General features: G+C 74.2%; 15 protein-coding genes. 13 read left to right on the forward strand and 2 right to left on the reverse strand.

Features of this window, described 5'->3' with window-relative positions; translation table 11 throughout:
- The first annotated feature begins 114 nt into the window (after nt 1-114).
- The 9 genes from PSD17_RS21960 (at nt 115) to PSD17_RS22000 (ending at nt 8,775) form a co-directional block, all read left to right on the forward strand.
- Complete coding sequence (locus PSD17_RS21960; protein WP_013677725.1) at nt 115-2,385, forward strand: xanthine dehydrogenase family protein molybdopterin-binding subunit; 2,271 nt, start codon at nt 115-117, stop codon at nt 2,383-2,385.
- Between the two features lie 5 nt (nt 2,386-2,390).
- The gene (locus tag PSD17_RS21965; RefSeq protein ID WP_103384025.1) at nt 2,391-2,948 is read left to right on the forward strand and encodes a (2Fe-2S)-binding protein; all 558 of its coding nucleotides are present in this window, start codon (nt 2,391-2,393) and stop codon (nt 2,946-2,948) included.
- Nucleotides 2,945-3,760, forward strand: coding sequence for an FAD binding domain-containing protein (locus PSD17_RS21970; RefSeq protein WP_013677723.1), 816 nt, complete (start codon nt 2,945-2,947; stop codon nt 3,758-3,760). The genes PSD17_RS21965 and PSD17_RS21970 overlap by 4 nt, the downstream gene beginning before the upstream one ends.
- A 303-nt stretch (nt 3,761-4,063) precedes the next feature.
- On the forward strand, nt 4,064-4,588 hold the full coding sequence (locus tag PSD17_RS21975) for a peptidoglycan-binding domain-containing protein (protein ID WP_339124360.1): 525 nt from the start codon (nt 4,064-4,066) through the stop codon (nt 4,586-4,588).
- Nucleotides 4,589-4,784: 196 nt separating this feature from the next.
- Complete coding sequence (locus PSD17_RS21980) at nt 4,785-5,096, forward strand: hypothetical protein (protein WP_013677721.1); 312 nt, start codon at nt 4,785-4,787, stop codon at nt 5,094-5,096.
- 641 nt (nt 5,097-5,737) lie between these two features.
- On the forward strand, nt 5,738-6,955 hold the full coding sequence (locus PSD17_RS21985; protein WP_083845499.1) for a glycosyltransferase: 1,218 nt from the start codon (nt 5,738-5,740) through the stop codon (nt 6,953-6,955).
- A 13-nt stretch (nt 6,956-6,968) separates the two neighbouring features.
- Entirely contained in the window at nt 6,969-7,193 is a 225-nt protein-coding gene (locus PSD17_RS21990) for a hypothetical protein (RefSeq protein WP_103384251.1), read from the forward strand.
- A complete protein-coding gene (locus PSD17_RS21995; RefSeq protein WP_339124362.1) occupies nt 7,193-7,960 on the forward strand; it encodes a polysaccharide deacetylase family protein in 768 nt (255 codons plus the stop codon). Before PSD17_RS21990 ends, PSD17_RS21995 begins: the two co-directional genes overlap by 1 nt.
- Entirely contained in the window at nt 7,954-8,775 is an 822-nt protein-coding gene (locus PSD17_RS22000) for a glycoside hydrolase family 16 protein (protein ID WP_339124363.1), read from the forward strand. Before PSD17_RS21995 ends, PSD17_RS22000 begins: the two co-directional genes overlap by 7 nt.
- Before the next feature lie 15 nt (nt 8,776-8,790).
- Here PSD17_RS22000 and PSD17_RS22005 read toward each other — a convergent pair whose 3' ends face one another.
- Nucleotides 8,791-9,438, reverse strand: a complete 648-nt coding sequence (locus PSD17_RS22005) for a response regulator (RefSeq protein ID WP_013677716.1) — start codon at nt 9,436-9,438, stop codon at nt 8,791-8,793.
- A gap of 68 nt (nt 9,439-9,506) precedes the next feature.
- On the opposite strand from PSD17_RS22005, the gene PSD17_RS22010 reads away from it, so the two are divergent.
- The 4 genes from PSD17_RS22010 to PSD17_RS22025 all read left to right on the forward strand — a co-directional run bounded on the left by PSD17_RS22010 (nt 9,507) and on the right by PSD17_RS22025 (nt 14,514).
- Nucleotides 9,507-10,730: a sensor histidine kinase gene (locus tag PSD17_RS22010; protein WP_013677715.1), complete on the forward strand. Its 1,224-nt coding sequence runs from the start codon at nt 9,507-9,509 to the stop codon at nt 10,728-10,730.
- A gap of 144 nt (nt 10,731-10,874) precedes the next feature.
- On the forward strand, nt 10,875-11,633 hold the full coding sequence (locus PSD17_RS22015) for a DUF6069 family protein (RefSeq protein WP_339124364.1): 759 nt from the start codon (nt 10,875-10,877) through the stop codon (nt 11,631-11,633).
- 173 nt (nt 11,634-11,806) lie between these two features.
- A complete protein-coding gene (locus PSD17_RS22020) occupies nt 11,807-13,759 on the forward strand; it encodes an oxidoreductase (protein WP_339124365.1) in 1,953 nt (650 codons plus the stop codon).
- Complete coding sequence (locus tag PSD17_RS22025) at nt 13,756-14,514, forward strand: SDR family NAD(P)-dependent oxidoreductase (protein ID WP_339124366.1); 759 nt, start codon at nt 13,756-13,758, stop codon at nt 14,512-14,514. Before PSD17_RS22020 ends, PSD17_RS22025 begins: the two co-directional genes overlap by 4 nt.
- 12 nt (nt 14,515-14,526) lie before the next feature.
- Here PSD17_RS22025 and PSD17_RS22030 read toward each other — a convergent pair whose 3' ends face one another.
- On the reverse strand, nt 14,527-15,507 hold the full coding sequence (locus tag PSD17_RS22030) for an SDR family NAD(P)-dependent oxidoreductase (protein WP_339124367.1): 981 nt from the start codon (nt 15,505-15,507) through the stop codon (nt 14,527-14,529).
- Nucleotides 15,508-15,569: the final 62 nt, after the last annotated feature.

Here is a 15,569-nt window from a genome sequence, read left to right on the forward strand (position 1 = left end):
GGGACCGCCTGGGCGCGAGGCCAGGTTAGCCTCACTATCACTGCTGGTCGGGGCGGATCGTCGGTCGATTCGTGGTGCGCGGGGCCACCGGTGACGGTGCTAGTCTCGCCCCCGATGAGCATCATGGGGACGCGCGTCGTCCGCGTGGAGGATCCGGTGTTCCTCACGCGAGGCGCGACATACACCGACGACCTGACCGATGAGCGGCTCACGGGTGCGCTGCACCTCACGCTGGTCCGCTCCCCGATCGCGCACGCGACGATCACCTCGATCGACGTGTCCGCAGCCCGCGAGGCGCCCGGCGTCGTCGCGGTCCTGACCGGCGAGGACATCGATCTCCCGGCACCACTGCTGTTCCCGGGCGCCAACAAGGCGATGGTCCGGCCCTGGCTCGCCACCGAGCGCGTGCGCTTCGTCGGCGAGCCCGTCGCGGCGGTCCTCACCGAGGGTCGCTACCAGGGGCCCGATGCGGCCGAGCTCGTCGAGGTCGACTACGAGCCGCTGCCGGCCGTCGTGGACGTCCACGCCTCGGCGACCGACGAGGTCCTGCTGTTCCCGGACGCCGGCACGAACACCGCCGCCGTCTACAACAAGGAGGACCCCGACCCGGACTTCTTCGCCGACTGCGAGGTCGTCGTCACCCGCGACATCGTCAACCAGCGGGTCGCCGCCGCGTCGCTGGAGACGCGGGCCGCCTCCGCCGTCTGGGGTGACGACGGCCGGTGCACCCTGTTCTGCTCCAACCAGAACGCCCAGGGTGCGCGCGACGAGGTGGCCGGCTGGCTCGGCGTCGACGCGTCCCAGATCCACGTCGTCCTGCCCGACGTCGGTGGCGGCTTCGGCGCCAAGATCGGTGCCGACCCCGAGTTCGGGCTCGTCGCCTGGCTCGCACGGCACACCGGCCGGCCGGTCCGCTGGAGCGAGAGTCGCTCGGAGAACATGACCGGGATGGTGCAGGGCCGCGACCAGCGCCAGACCATCACGATCGGCGGCAGCCGCGACGGCCGGGTCAAGGCCTACCGGCTCGACGTCGTCGCCGACGCCGGCGCCTACCCGCGCCTCGGCGTCTTCCTCCCGGTGTTCACGCGCATGATGGCGCCGGGCACCTACGACATCGAGAAGGTCGACTCGCGGGCCCGCGTCGTCGTCACCAACACGACGTCGACCGCCGCCTACCGCGGCGCCGGCCGGCCCGAGGCCACCGCGGCGATCGAGCGGGCCATGGACCTGTTCGCCGCCGAGATCGGGATGGACCCGGCGGAGGTCCGCAAGATCAACGTCGTGCCGCCGGAGAAGTTCCCGTTCACGACCAAGGGCGGCGCGGAGTACGACTCCGGCGAGTACGCCAAGGCCATCGACCTCGCGCTCGAGGCCAGCGACTACGCGGGGCTGCGCGCCGAGCAGAAGGCCCGCCGCGAGCGCGGCGACGCCAAGCTGCTGGGCATCGGCGTCTCCTCGTACGTCGAGATCACCGGCGGCGGCGCGTTCGCCGAGAACGCGTCGATCGAGGTGCACCCCGACGGATCGGCCCTGATCTGGACGGGCACCTCGCCGCACGGCCAGGGCCACGCGACGGCGTGGGCGATGCTCGCGAGCGACCAGCTGGGCATCCCCGTCGAGAAGATCACCGTCCGCCACGGCGACACCGACCAGGTGCCCGAGGGCGGCGGGACGATGGGCTCGCGCAGCCTGCAGACCGGCGGTGTCGCGGTCCACAAGGCCTCGCTCGAGCTGATCGACCTCGCCAAGCAGCGCGCGGCCGACATCCTCGAGGCCTCGGTCGAGGACCTCGAGGTCGACACGGCCAACGCCGCCATCGTGGTGCGCGGCGCCCCCGGGTCGCCGACCGTCACCTTCGCGCAGCTCGCCGAGCGCGAGGAGCTCAAGGTCAAGACGGTGTGGGACGGCAAGAAGCCGACGTTCCCGTTCGGGTCGCACGTCGCCGTCGTCGAGGTCGACACCGAGACCGGCAAGGTCACCGTCGAGCGCATCTGGGCGGTCGACGACGCCGGCCCCGTGCTCAACCCGCTGCTCTGCGAGGGCCAGCGGCACGGCGGCATCGCCCAGGGCATCGCCCAGGCGTTGCTGGAGGAGGTCGTCTACGACCCCGACGGCCAGCCGCTCACCGCGACCTTCGCCGACTACGGGTTCCCGTCGGCGGCCGAGCTGCCGAGCTTCGACCTCGTTCCGATGGAGACGCCCACCCCGATCAACCCGTTGGGCTTCAAGGGGATCGGCGAGGCCGGGACCATCGGCTCCACCCCGGCCGTGCAGAGCGCCGTGATCGACGCGCTCGCGCACCTCGGGATCCGCCACATCGACATGCCGACCACCCCGCTGCGGGTCTGGGAGGCCATCCAGAACGCCGTGAAGGAGGACGGATGACGGGCGTGAAGGTCGAGATCACCGTCAACGGCCGCACCACCACCGACGAGGTCGAGCCCCGGCTGCTGCTCGCGCACTACCTGCGGGAGAACGTCGGGCTGAAGGCCACCAACATCGGGTGCGACACCACGTCGTGCGGGGCGTGCACCGTGCTGCTCGACGGCGAGTCCGTCAAGTCCTGCACCGTGCTCGCGGTCCAGGCCGACCAGCTGGCCGTCACGACGATGGAGGGCCTCGCCGGGGAGAGCGGCGACTCCCTGGACCACCCCGTCACCGCCGCGTTCCGCCAGGAGCACGGCCTGCAGTGCGGGTTCTGCACGCCGGGCATGGTGATGGCCGTCGCCGGCCTGATCGCCGAGAACCCGGACCTGGACGAGCGGGCCGTGCGCGAGGGGCTGGAGGGCAACCTCTGCCGCTGCACCGGCTACCACAACATCGTCCGCGCCGCGCTCGTCGCCGCGGGCAAGGACCCCGACGCCGCCCAGGCCGCCGAGGCCGAGAGCGACGCCGCCCGCACCGCCCCCGGCTTCTCCGCCGGATCGTCGGAAGGGGCGGGCGCGTGATCCCCGTCGGATTCGACTACGCGCGGCCCGACTCGCTCGACGCCGCGGTCGCGCTGCTCGCCGAGCGGGGCGACGAGGCCACGATCATGGCAGGCGGGCACTCGTTGCTGCCGGTCATGAAGCTGCGGCTGGCCGCGCCGGAGCTGATCGTCGACATCGGACGGCTCCGCGAGCTCAACTACGTCAAGGTCGACGGCGACGAGGTCGCCATCGGCGCGGGGACGCGGCACCACGACCTCGAGGTGTCCGACGTGCTCGCCGCCGAGGTGCCACTGCTGCCGGCCGTCGCGCGGACCGTCGGCGACCCGCAGGTCCGCCACCGCGGCACGATCGGCGGCTCGCTCGCCCACGGCGACCCGGCCTCCGACCTGCCTGCCGCGGTCCTCGCGCTCGACGGCACGATCGTGCTGCGCTCGCCGCGCGGGCAGCGTTCGGTGCCGGCCACCGAGTTCTGGACCGGCGTCTTCACCACGGCCAAGGAGCCCGACGAGCTGATCGTCGAGATCCGGGTGCCGCGCACCGGCTCCGCGGGCTGGGCCTACGAGAAGTTCACCCGCCGTGCCAACGACTGGGCGATCGTCGCGGTCGCCGTCGTCGACGGGCGCGTCGGGCTGGTCAACATGGGCTCGACGCCGTTGCGCGCCAGTGCGACCGAGGCGGCGCTGGCCGAGGGGAAGTCGATCGCCGAGGCCGCGGCGCTGGCGGCCGAGGGCACCGAGCCCCCGACCGACACCGCCGGCACGCCGGAGTACCGCAAGAACCTCGCGCGGGTCCTGACCCGCCGGGCGCTGGAGACGGCGGCCGGTCGGTAGGTAGTGCCCTCGGACGGCCCCCTGCCGGGTTCGGCAGGGGGCCGTTGTGCGTCCTGCGCGTCCGCGCGACGCCCTGCCGCGCAGAACTCGCGCGCAACCTCAGCGTCGTGATCGCCGCGGACGGGAGCGCTGGGGTTGCGCTCGGTGGGGTCGGGTCCCTCCCCGGGAGGGGCTGTCGGTCGATCGGGGGACAGGAGGGTCGTCCTCCACACCGGACGGTCGGTCGACGGTGCGGGAGGCCCGCCGGGACGAACCTTGGTGCATCGGGGAAACACCCCGGGACATCACGAAGGAGCACCGGCCATGAACACCGTTCAGGTCCCCACCGTCACCACCACCGACGAGCGTCCCACCGCGGTCCTTCCCGCGGCCGGTGCCCGCCACGCCGCTCCGACCGGCCGCCGCTCGAAGGGCGTCGTGATCGCGGCCTGCACCGCCGTCGGCCTCGTCGCCGCCGGGGCCGTCACGACCCTGGTCATGACGTTCAGCGGGAGCGGCGCCACGCCCGCCCCCGCGCCCGCCCCGGTCCCGTCGGTCTCGCACTCGACCGGCTACGTCCCCGCCGGCCACAAGGTCACCCCGGTCAAGCCCGTCACCCCGGTCACGCCGGTCGCGCCGTCGGCCGCGATCGAGACCCTGCAGAAGGAGCTCGGCCAGCTCAACTACTACGAGGGCCCGGTCACCGGTGTCATGAACGCCCAGACCACGCAGGCGATCACCTACCTGCAGCGCGACGCGCACCTGCCGCAGACCGGCACGATGAACGCCGCCACCCAGGCCGCGCTCGCGAACTTCCTCGCCAACGGCAACAACCAGATGGCCGGCTGATCCCGGCACCCGGACGGCCCGCGCCCGCACAGGGCGCGGGCTCCGTGTCGTCCGCCCCACGCCCTCACGGGGGCCGATCGGGGGACACCGTCGTCGTCCCCCGCACCCGCCGGCCGGTCGACGGTGCCGGGGCCGCGGCCGGGCGAACCTGGGGACAGCGGGGAGACACCCCGCACCTCGAGAAGGAGCACCGGCCATGAGCACGCAGACCCTGTCCCGTCCGGCGGGCCGGCCCGAGGCCGAACGGGCCACGACGATCACCGCCCTGACTGCCGTCGGCCTCGCGGCCGCGGGCGCGATCACCGGGCTCGTCATCGCCCTGACGCACGACACCTCGCCGGCCGAGCCCCTGCCGATGGCGACGGTCGTCGCCGCCGGGCACCAGAACCCGGGCCGGCCGGCGGCACACCCGGGCCGGGCCCCGCAGTCGTCGCACCGGACCGACCAGGGCCACGACGACGCGGTGCGCCCGATGACCACCCTCCAGCTGCCCCACCCCGCGATCTGAGCCACGGCGCCGGTCGTCCGGAGTTGTGATCCGGGTCGTACCGGCGTCCGGCGTTGCGCGCGGCGTGTCGACGTGGGCGCCGACCGCGCGGGCGCACCTGATCCGCCGAACGGTCGCACTGTCCGATGTCGAACGGATCATCGGTTCTCCGGCATGGCACATCCGCGCCCGACCTGCACGTAACACGGCGCCGCGTCTGTCCGATGTGTTCTTCGCACCGCCGCGGTCGCTCCCCCGTCTCGTCGCGTGAGGTGATCGGGCGTGGTCGTCGTCGGTCGAGTCGGGTGGGCCCCGCGCGGGGCAGCGGAAAGGTGGGGTCCTCAGTGGATGGTGCGGCCGGCGCATCCGACGTCGCCGCGGACCAGGCGGCGGTCGAGGCGACGCTGCGGATCCCCGTACAGGTCCCGGCGCCCGCAGCGGAGGCCGACGGCGGCCGGCACCGGGTGCCCGCCGCCGCTCACTCCGCACCGGTGGCACTGACCGGGCACCACGACGGTCGTCGTCGCCCGCGGCACGCGCGGCACCACCCGGCCGGGCAGCACGAGGCGCCGTCGCGTGGCCTACCCTCACCGCGCCCGCCGGGCCCGCCGGAGCACCGGCGCCCGGGTCCGGCGCCGACGTCCTTGCTCGCGTCGCCGACGATGCCGCTACGCCCCGCGCCGCCGCGGCGGCCCGCGCGGGAGCTGGTCGATCCCGCCGGCCCCGGCGGCACGCCGTCGCCGCGGCACCCCGGGACCGACCGCCGGACGCTGCGTGACGCGCTCGAGTCGCTCACCCGGCCGATCGCCGTCGTCCGGGCCCGCCGGCCGCAGCCACAGCTCGTCGCGCTGCTCCCGGCGCACAACGAGCAGGAGTCGCTCCCCGCGGCGATCGCGGGCCTGCGCGGCCAGACCAGCCCGCCGGACCGGATCGTCGTGGTGTCGGACAACAGCACCGACGCGACGGCGTCCGTAGGGCGGGACCTCGGGGTCGAGGTGGTCGAGACCGTCGGCAACACCGACAAGAAGGCCGGGGCGCTCAACCAGGTCCTCGGCCGGCTGCTCCCCACGCTCTCCGACGACGACGTGGTCCTCGTGCAGGATGCCGACAGCCTGCTCGACCCGCACTTCCTCGAGGCAGCGCTGTTCTACCTGCGGCGGGGGTACGGCGGCGTCGGCGGCGTGTTCCGCGGCGGCGAGGGCGGCGGGTTCGTCGGCCATCTGCAGCGCAACGAGTACGCCCGCTACGCCCGCGATGTCAACCGGCTCAACGGGAAGTGCCTGGTGATCACCGGGACCGCGGCGCTGTTCCGGGTGCGGGTGCTGCGGCAGGTCGTCGAGGCGCGGCTGTCCGGGCGGCTGCCGGCCGGCGACGGCCGCGGCGGGGTCTACGACACGACGGTGCTCACCGAGGACAACGAGCTGACCTTCGCCCTGCTGCACCTCGGGCACCGGATCATCTCGCCGGTGCAGTGCACGCTCGTCACCGAGGTGATGCAGACCTGGGGCGACCTGTGGCGGCAGCGGCTGCGCTGGAAGCGCGGGGCCGTCGAGAACTGCATCCAGTACGGCCTGACGAGGGTGACCTGGCGCTACTGGGGACGCCAGCTGTTCACGATGCTCGGCTGCCTCGTGTCGATCGTGTACCTCGGGACGGTCGCGTGGTCGCTGGCGGGCGGTGGGCTGCGCGTGCACCCGTTCTGGCTCGCGGTCAGCATCGTGTTCGTCGTCGAGCGCGTCGTGACGGTGCGCTACCGCGGCTGGAGGCAGATGCTCCTCGCCGCGACGATGTACGAGCTGCTCCTCGACTACTTCCTGCAGGCCTGCCACGTCAAGGCGTACTGGGACTCGCTGACCCGCAAGACCAAGAGCTGGAACTGATCGAAGGGCCGACATGTACAACACGGGTGCACTGACTCCGGCGGCGATGGGGGTCGGCGCCGGGGCCTCGCTGCCGTTCCTCGAGATGTCGCCGCTGTGGTGGGTGCTGGCGGCGTTCGCGCTGATCGCCTGCGGGAGCGCGGTCCTGCGGGTGCTGCCGCGGATGGTCGTCGAGGGCCAGGACTGGCCCGGGTCGCGGTCGGCCGAAGCTGCCCGGCAGGCTCCCGACCACCGCTGATGCACCCTGCGCGGGTCTGGCAGGTGCTGCTGGGCGTCATGCTGGCCGTGTCGCCGGTCGTCGCGGCGGACTCGGTCGGCGCGGTGGGCGGGGTCGCCGCCATCGGTCCGGTGGCGGAGCAGCCCGCACGGGCCTGCCCGAACGGCTACGTCGCGCTGACGTTCGACGACGGACCCGACGCGGTGACGACGCCGGCCCTCGTCGACGAGCTGCGCCGGCACGGCAGCCGCGCGACGTTCTTCGTGATCGGGGCCAAGGCCGCCGCGGCGCCCGAGGTCGTCGTCCTCGTGCGGTCGGAGGGCATGGCCGTCGGCAACCACACCTACGACCACCCGTTCCTCGACGAGCTGAGCGAGCAGGCCGTCACCGACGAGCTGACCCGGACCAGCGCGATCCTCGACGGGATTGGCGGCCCGGCGCCCACGCTGTTCCGGCCGCCCTACGGCAGGAGAAACGCAGTCGTCGAGCGGGTGGTGCGCAGGCTCGGCCTGACCGAGGTCCTGTGGTCGTACGACTCCGACGACTACGAGGAGGCGAGCGTCGAGCAGATGGTCAGGCAGGCCGAGAAGGCCACCGACGGGGAGGTCCTGCTCTTCCACGACGGGTACCGCAGCACGGTCGACGCCGTCCCGCAGATCCTCGACGTGTTCGACCGACGGGGCCTCTGCGCGGGCCAGGTGCTCCCCTCGGCGACGCCGCAGCAGGCCTGGCTCGACTACGACGGCGACGACAAGACCTACTATCCCGCCGTGGCAGGCCCGTGGTGATCCCCTTCGGCGAGCTCGTCCGGGGGGCGACGACGTCGGCCGTCGCGGCCGTGATCGCCCTGTGCGCCGAGCTCGTCGGTGCCGGGCCCGTCGCGGCCGCGGACACCCCGCCCCCGGCGTACACGTTCGTCGACGAGTTCGACGGTCCCGCCGGCAGCGCGCCCGATCCGGCGCGGTGGACCTACGACCTCGGTGCCGGCGGCTGGGGCAACGGCGAGCTGCAGACCTACACCGACTCCCGGCGGAACTCGTTCCTCGACGGCGCGGGCAACCTCGTCGTCCGCGCGACGGCCACGCGCGCGGCCGACGGCCGGATCGCCTACCAGTCGGCCCGGCTCACGACCAAGGGTCGCTTCGCCCAGCGCTACGGGCACTGGGAGGCCCGGCTGAAGTTCGTGAGCACCCGCGGTTACTGGCCGGCGTGGTGGACCCTCGGCGCGGACATCGACCGCGTCGGCTGGCCGCGGTGCGGCGAGATCGACATGTTCGAGGACTACGGCTTCGGCGCGCGCGAGTCCAGTGTGCACACCGGGACGACCGACGCCGACCTCGCCAGCTGGTCGGCGTCGACGCCGAACGACGGGCGGTTCCACGACGTGCGCATGGACTGGTCGCCGGTGGGCATCACGTTCGTGCTCGACGGCGTGCCCTACGGCAGCGTCGTGTTCGACCCGGCCGACCCGACGCGCCCGGCCGACCCGGGTGCGGCGTTCATGCTCCTCAACGTGGCCGTCGGCGGGCGGGTCGGTGCGCCCGACCCGGCGTGGACGGCCCCGGTCGACCTCGTCGTCGACCACGTCCGGGTCTGGAGCTGACCGGCGCCCGGTTCGCTACTCCACCAGCCCGCGGCGCATCCCCTCGGCGACCGCCGCGGCCCGGTCGGACACCCCGAGCTTCTCGTAGAGCCGCTGGACGTGCGTCTTCACGGTGCTCACGCCGATGAACAGCTCGCCGGCGACCTGCGGCACCGAGAGCCCGCGGGCGAACGCCTGCAACACCTCGCGCTCGCGCTCGGACAGCGCCGGGCCCGTGGTCTGCGCGCGCATCCGGATCTCGCCCGCGAGACCGGCCGCCAGCTCCGGCGGCACGACGGTGCGGCCCTTCGCCACGTCGAGCACCGCCGCGACGATCTCCGCGCGCCGGGAGTCCTTCGCCAGGTAGCCCGCGGCGCCCTCCTGCAGCGCCTGGAACACCACGGCACTGTCGGTGTGCGCCGACAGCAGCAGCACCCGGGTCGCCAGCCCGTCGCGCACCGTGGCGCGCACGACGCCGAGACCGTCGATGTCGGGCATCTCGTAGTCGACGAGTGCGACGTCGGGCGAGTGCTCGCGGATGGCGTCGAGCGCCTGGCGGCCGTCGTCGGCCTCGGCGACGACCTCGACGCGCCCGCTGGTCGTCAGACCACGGGCGACGCCGTCACGGAAGAAAGGATGGTCGTCGGCGACGACCACACGCACTCGGGCGTCCGACGACTCCATCGGGTCAGCATATTGATTCCGGCGTCCGCGGTGGACACTTCGCGCAGAGATCCCGACCCGGAGGTCCCATGTCCGTCCCGACCGAACCGGAGCCCGTCGGCCCGGACGTCCTGCGCGTGGCCATGGACCACGCCCGTCGTGGGGTGAACCTGCAGGTCGCGCTGCGGTGGGTGCTGGTCGTCTTCGTGGCGCTGACCGTCGTGTTCGTGGCGCCGGCCCAGCAGGTCCTCTCGTGCGCGCTCATCGCGGGCGGGTACGCGCTGTGGGCGCTCGCCGTGTTCCTCTGGACGCGCGGCGGCAGCGACACCCCCGTCCGGTTCGCGTGGATCGCGCTGCTCGTCGACCTCTTCGTGCTGGGGACGCTGACCCTGCTCACCGGCGTCGCCACCCCCGAGAGCTGGACGGCGGACGTCTTCACCGCGGGTTTCCTGCTCGTCCCCGTGCTCGCCGCCACGCAGCTGCGCGCCCACGTGTGCGCGGCGGTCGCGGGGGCGACCGTGGTCGTCTACCTGGTCGCCGGGGTGGCGACCCAGCAGGCCAACGCCGAGCCGTGGGCGTCGCTGCTGCTGCGGACGGCGATCGTGGCGGGCGTGGGCCTGGGCTGCATCGGGCTCTCGCGCATCCAGCGCTCGCGCGTGGAGACGATCGGCTCGCTCGTCACCGACCGCACCGACCTGCTCGGCCAGCTCACCGGCATCGAGGAGCGCGAGCGGCGGGTGCTGTCGGAGCACCTGCACGACGGTGCCCTGCAGTACGTCCTCGCCGCCCGCCAGGACCTGGAGGACGCCCGCGACACCGGGGACGCGGGCGCGTTCGACCGGATCGAGGAGGCGCTGCTGGAGTCGTCGCGCCTGCTGCGCAGCACCGTCTCCGAGCTGCACCCGGCCGTGCTCGACCGGGCCGGCCTCACCGCCGCGCTCGGCCAGCTCGTCGAGACCGCGGCGGCGCGCGCGGGGTTCGCGGGTGAGGTGTCGACCGACGGCTGGCCGGCCGAGCGCACCCCGCTCGACGGGCTGCTCTACCGGACGGCGCGCGAGCTCGTCGGCAACGTGGCCGCGCACGCGAAGGCGTCGTCGCTGCGGCTGACGCTCGGCCGGGTCGACGGCCGGGCCCGTCTCGTCGTCGCCGACGACGGGGTCGGCCTCCCCGCCGACGCCATGGCCCGCAGCCTGCGCCGCGGCCACATCGGGCTGGCCTCCCACCGGGTCCGCATCGAGGCCGCCGGCGGGACGTTCACCGCCGCCCCGGCGTCCCCGAGCGGCACCGTGGTGACGGTCGAGCTGCCCTTGTGAGCCGTTCACTGGGCGTGTCCGTCGATCGGGGGACAGCGGCGTCGTCCCGCGGATCGGGCGGTCGGTCGACGGTGGGAACCCGTTGCGCGCGAGAGCCTTGAGGCATCGGGGAGGAAGCCCCGCAGACCGAATGAGGCGAGTGCGATGACCACGACGATGAGCAACCGCTACTGGGACGGCGACACCGAGCGGATGGCGCCGGTCGGGTACCAGGTCCGCAGCACCGTCCCGCCGCGTCCCGTGACGCCGGAGCCCCGGGTGCCCGCCACCGGGCTCGGCGACCGGACCCACGGCGAGCCGGGCCAGGGCCACGGCGCCGGCTACGGCACGGGCGTCGGCTCGGGCTACGGCACCGGCTTCGACGCGGGCCACGGTCCGGGCTACGACGTCGTCCGGCCCGACGGCCGCTACAGCCACGACGGCGCGTCGGCTGTGGTGTCGCCCGCCGCGCAGGCGGAGCCGGTCGAGCACCGGCCGGTCGTCGACGCGACGCGGCTCTGGTCGGGCGGCCTGGCGACCGCGGTCGTCGCAGCGCTGATCGGACTGGTCGGGGTGCTGGTCGTGCGGGTGGCGTTCCACGTCGCGCTCTACGCGCCCACCGGGGCGGCGGCGCTGGGGTCGTCGGCCTCGGTGACGATGCTCTGCCTGGTCGCCGCCGGGGCCGCGCTCGCCGCGACCGGCCTGGCCCACCTGCTCCTGCTGTCGACGCCGCGCCCGCTGGCCTACCTCGGCTGGATCGTCGGCCTCACGACCGCGGTCGCCGTGGTGATCCCGTTCCTCGGCTCGACGTCGCTCGCGGTGACCGGGGCCGCCGCGGTGATCCACCTGGTGATCGGGCTGGCCATCGGGACCCTCGTCGCCGGCTCGGCCGCCGCCGCCACCCGCAGCGGCCGGCTGCGCTGACCCGGGATCGCCGACCCGCGCGTCCCGACCCGCACCACGAACCCGCGCCCCCCGCCCGGCCCACCAGCCCGGGCGGGGGGCCTCTCCGCGCGCGCAGCACATGCGTCGTTAGGACCTTGACGACGCTCTGTCGACGAGGCAGTGTCGACCCGTCCCGAGCGACGGAGGCGGCGTTGGCTCCACCACCACTCACCCGGCTGTTCGAGCCGATCGACATGGGGAACGTGCGGGTCCGCAACCGCATCGTCCTCGCCGGTCACGGCAGCCGGTTCGTCGATCCCCACGACCACGCGCTCACCGAGCGCCAGGCCCACTACCTGGCCGAACGCGCCCGCGGCGGCGTCGGACTGATCATCCAGGGGTCGGGCATCGTGCACCCGACCGGCCTGACGTTCGGCGGGATCAACCAGGTCTGGGACGACGCGGGCATCGCGCCGTACGCGCGGGTCGTCGACGCCGTCCACGAGCACGGCGCCGCGATCTTCGCCCAGCTCTCGCACCTCGGGCGCCAGGGCAGCGGCTTCCCCAGCCACCGCGAGCTGTGGGCACCCTCGGCCGTGCCGGACCCGTCGAGCCGGGTCGTTCCGCACGCCATGACGCACGCGGACATCGAGGAGCTGGTCGAGTCGTACCGCTCGGCCGCGCGGCGCTTCCTCGCCGCCGGCTTCGACGGCCTCGAGGTCTACATGGCCCACGGCTACCTGCTGTGCTCGTTCCTGTCCCGGTTCAGCAACACTCGCACCGACGAGTACGGCGGCTCGCTGGAGAACCGGATGCGGCTGCCGCTGCGGGTGCTCGCCGAGGTCCGCGACGTCGCCGGGCCGGACGTGCCCGTCGGCATCCGGGTGTCGGGCGACGAGTTCGTCCCCGGCGGCCTGGAGATCGACGAGAGCCGCGAGATCGTCGCCCGGCTGCTCGACGCGGTGCCCACCCACTACGTGAGCGTCAGCCAGTCCAACTACGCCTCGATCGACCGCCAGATCCCCGACATGAGCTTTCCGCGCGCGCCGTTCGTGCACCTCGCGGGCTCGATCCGGGAGGTCACCGGCGGGGTGCCGGTGTTCGCGGTCGCGCGCGTCGTCAGTGCGGAGAAGGCCGAGGAGCTGATCGTCGACGGCACGGCCGACCTCGTCTGCCTGGTCCGGCCGCTGATCGCCGACCCGGAGCTGCCGAACAAGGCGCGCGAGGGCCGGCTCGACGAGATCCGGCCGTGCATCTCGTGCAACGTCGGCTGCCGGGGTGGGCCCCACCGGGGTGTGCCGGTCGCGTGCCTGGTCAACCCGGTCGTCGGGTTCGAGAAGCAGTGGGGCGGCACGCTCGCGCGGGTCGACGAGCCGCGCCACGTGGTCGTCGTCGGCGGCGGGCCGGGCGGGCTGAAGACGGCCGAGACCGCCGCCCTGCGCGGGCACCGCGTCACGCTGCTGGAGGCGTCGGACCGGCTCGGCGGCCAGGTGCTCGTCGCCGCCGCGGCCATGCCGTACCGCGACGAGTTCGCCGGCGCCACCCGGTTCCTCGAACGCCAGGTCGCCCGGCTCGGCGTCGACGTGCGGCTGGGAGTACGGGCGGGCGTCGCGGAGATCGCGGCCCTCGACCCCGACCTCGTGGTGGTCGCGACGGGCTCCCTGCCGGGCAGGCCCCCGGTCCCGGGCGGCGAGCTGGTGAGCACCGCGCACGACGCGATCACGAACGGGGTGCGCGGGGAACGCGTCGTCGTCCTCGACTCCGGCGAGGCCGACTGGAAGGTGCTCACGACCGCCGAACGCCTGGCGGCCGACGGACACGTCGTCACCCTCGTCACGCCGGTCTCCGCGGGTGCCGAGCTCGACGCGTTCTCCCGGCCGCCGATGCTGCGTCGCCTGGGCGCGGCGAAGGTCCGGATCCGGGAGAGCCACAGCGTGCTCGCGATCGAGGACGGACAGGTGCGCTCGCGCGACAACTGGACCGGCGACCAGGTCGTCGACGAGGCCGACGCGGTCGTCGCCGCCTGGTACGGCGTGGCGTGCGACGAACTGGTCGGGCAACTTGCGGCGCAAGGGATTCAGGTCCGGGCGGTGGGCGACGCGCTCGCCCCGCGACGGGCGATCGATGCGATCTGGGACGGGTTCCGAGTGGGGGTCGAGGCATGAGCAGCGGCAAGGTCGTTCTGGTGACGGGTGCCGGTGGCGGGATCGGCGCCGGCATCGCGCGGGTGCTGGCCGAGCGGGGCTGGCACGTCGCGGTCAACGACGTCTCCGTCGAGAACGCGGAGAAGGTCGCGGCCGAGGTCGGGGGCACGGCCGTCCCCGGCGACGTCACCGCGGACCCGGCCGGGCTGGTCGAGGCGGTGCTCGCGATCTCCGGGCGCCTCGACGGCCTGGTCAACAACGCCGGGATCATCCGGCGCGGCCCGCTGTCGGACCTCGACCCCGCCGACGTCGACGCGACCCTCGCGGTCAACCTCCGCGCGGTCGTCGCCCTGTCGGCCGCCGCGCTGCCGCACCTGTCGTCGGCAGGCGGGGCCGTCGTGAACATCGCGTCGATGGCGGCGGAGGTGCCGCAGCTCAACGGGGGTCTCTACGCGGCGTCGAAGGCCGGGGTGGTCGCCTACACCCGGCAGGCGGCCGTCGAGTGGGGGGCCCACGGCGTGCGGGTCAACGCCATCGGCCCGGGCATGATCCGCACCGAGATGGCGGAGGCCGTCTACGCCGATCCCGTCCTGTACGAACGTCGCCGGGCCCTGGTCCCGGTCGGGCGGATCGGGGCCCCGGAGGACATCGGGCGTGTCGTCGCGTTCCTGCTCTCCGACGATGCCGGCTACGTCAGCGGCCAGCACATCCTCGTCGACGGCGCGCTGACCCAGACCCTGATGCGACATTTCCCGCAGCCGGGGGACACCGCATAGCGGGACCCGCGGTCAGTGCCCGCCGGGGCCCGCGGCCTCGGCCCGCGCGGCGGCGATGCGGGCCTCGCGCGCCCGGACCGCGTCGCTCGTCGACGTCGGGACGACCGGCAAGGACGGGTCGACGATCTCCGCCCAGCGGGCGCGCACGTCCTCCGGCTGGAGATCGGCGACCACACCGGCCGTCTCCGCCCAGAAGACGCGCGCGAAGCGCCCGAGGCCGGCGCTGAGCACCTCGCCGGTGGCCGGGCACGACTCGTGGGCCAGTACGAGCAGCATCGGCGCCGCACGGTCGGGCCCGCGCGCCGGGTCGGGCGCGTGCTCCGGCGCCAGCGGCGGGAGGCCCGACCGCTCGCGGAACGCCGGGTCGGTCACCATCCGGGTGTCGGCGGCCGGCGCGATCATGTTGACCCGGATCCCGTGGGCCCGGCCGGCGTCGGCCAGCGAACGGCCGAGCGACACGCACGCCCCCTTCGCGGTGGCGTAGGAGACGAGGTGCTCGCCGCCGAACATGCCGACCGACGTCGTGAGCACGACCCGGCCGTAGCCCTGCTCGACGAGGTGCGGCCAGGCGGCGCGGGTGACGTTGAAGGCGCCGACGACGTGGACGTCGAGATGGCGCCGCAGGTCGGCCGCGCCGAGCCCGGGCAGCGCGCCCGGGACGAGGATGCCGGCGTTGTTGACGACGACGTCGACGCGGCCCCAGGCGTCGACTGCGGCGGCGACGATCGACGCCGCGCCGTCCTCGGACACCACGTCGGCGTCGTTCGCCAGTGCCTCGCCACCCGCCGCCCGGATCTCTGCGGCGACCGCGGCGGCCGGGCCCGCGTCGGTGCCCTCGCCGAACAGGCTGCCGCCCAGGTCGTTGACCACGACCCGGGCCCCGCGGGCGGCGAGGGCGAGTGCGTAGGCGCGCCCGAGACCGCGTCCTCCGCCGGTCACCACGGCGACCCGGCCGTCGAACCGCAGCTGTTCCTCCGATGACGGCGCGCTCATCCCGGCAGGTTCGCCGCGCGACGCGACGTCGTCAACACCGCGGCCGGACACGATCACCCGAT

Origin of the sequence: Pseudonocardia sp. D17 (genome assembly GCF_036984265.1) — a bacterium.
GTDB lineage: Bacteria > Actinomycetota > Actinomycetes > Mycobacteriales > Pseudonocardiaceae > Pseudonocardia > Pseudonocardia benzenivorans.

Bases quoted from the DNA above. Each gene is read 5' to 3' on its own strand.
- PSD17_RS21960 (WP_013677725.1), top strand. From the start codon at position 115: ATGAGCATCATGGGGACGCGCGTCGTCCGCGTGGAGGATCCGGTGTTC.
- PSD17_RS21975 (WP_339124360.1), top strand. From the start codon at position 4,064: ATGAACACCGTTCAGGTCCCCACCGTCACCACCACCGACGAGCGTCCC.
- PSD17_RS22030 (WP_339124367.1), bottom strand. From the start codon at position 15,507: ATGAGCGCGCCGTCATCGGAGGAACAGCTGCGGTTCGACGGCCGGGTC.
- PSD17_RS22005 (WP_013677716.1), bottom strand. From the start codon at position 9,438: ATGGAGTCGTCGGACGCCCGAGTGCGTGTGGTCGTCGCCGACGACCAT.
- PSD17_RS21980 (WP_013677721.1), top strand. From the start codon at position 4,785: ATGAGCACGCAGACCCTGTCCCGTCCGGCGGGCCGGCCCGAGGCCGAA.
- PSD17_RS21985 (WP_083845499.1), top strand. From the start codon at position 5,738: ATGCCGCTACGCCCCGCGCCGCCGCGGCGGCCCGCGCGGGAGCTGGTC.
- PSD17_RS22025 (WP_339124366.1), top strand. From the start codon at position 13,756: ATGAGCAGCGGCAAGGTCGTTCTGGTGACGGGTGCCGGTGGCGGGATC.
- PSD17_RS22010 (WP_013677715.1), top strand. From the start codon at position 9,507: ATGTCCGTCCCGACCGAACCGGAGCCCGTCGGCCCGGACGTCCTGCGC.
- PSD17_RS21995 (WP_339124362.1), top strand. From the start codon at position 7,193: ATGCACCCTGCGCGGGTCTGGCAGGTGCTGCTGGGCGTCATGCTGGCC.
- PSD17_RS21990 (WP_103384251.1), top strand. From the start codon at position 6,969: ATGTACAACACGGGTGCACTGACTCCGGCGGCGATGGGGGTCGGCGCC.
- PSD17_RS22015 (WP_339124364.1), top strand. From the start codon at position 10,875: ATGACCACGACGATGAGCAACCGCTACTGGGACGGCGACACCGAGCGG.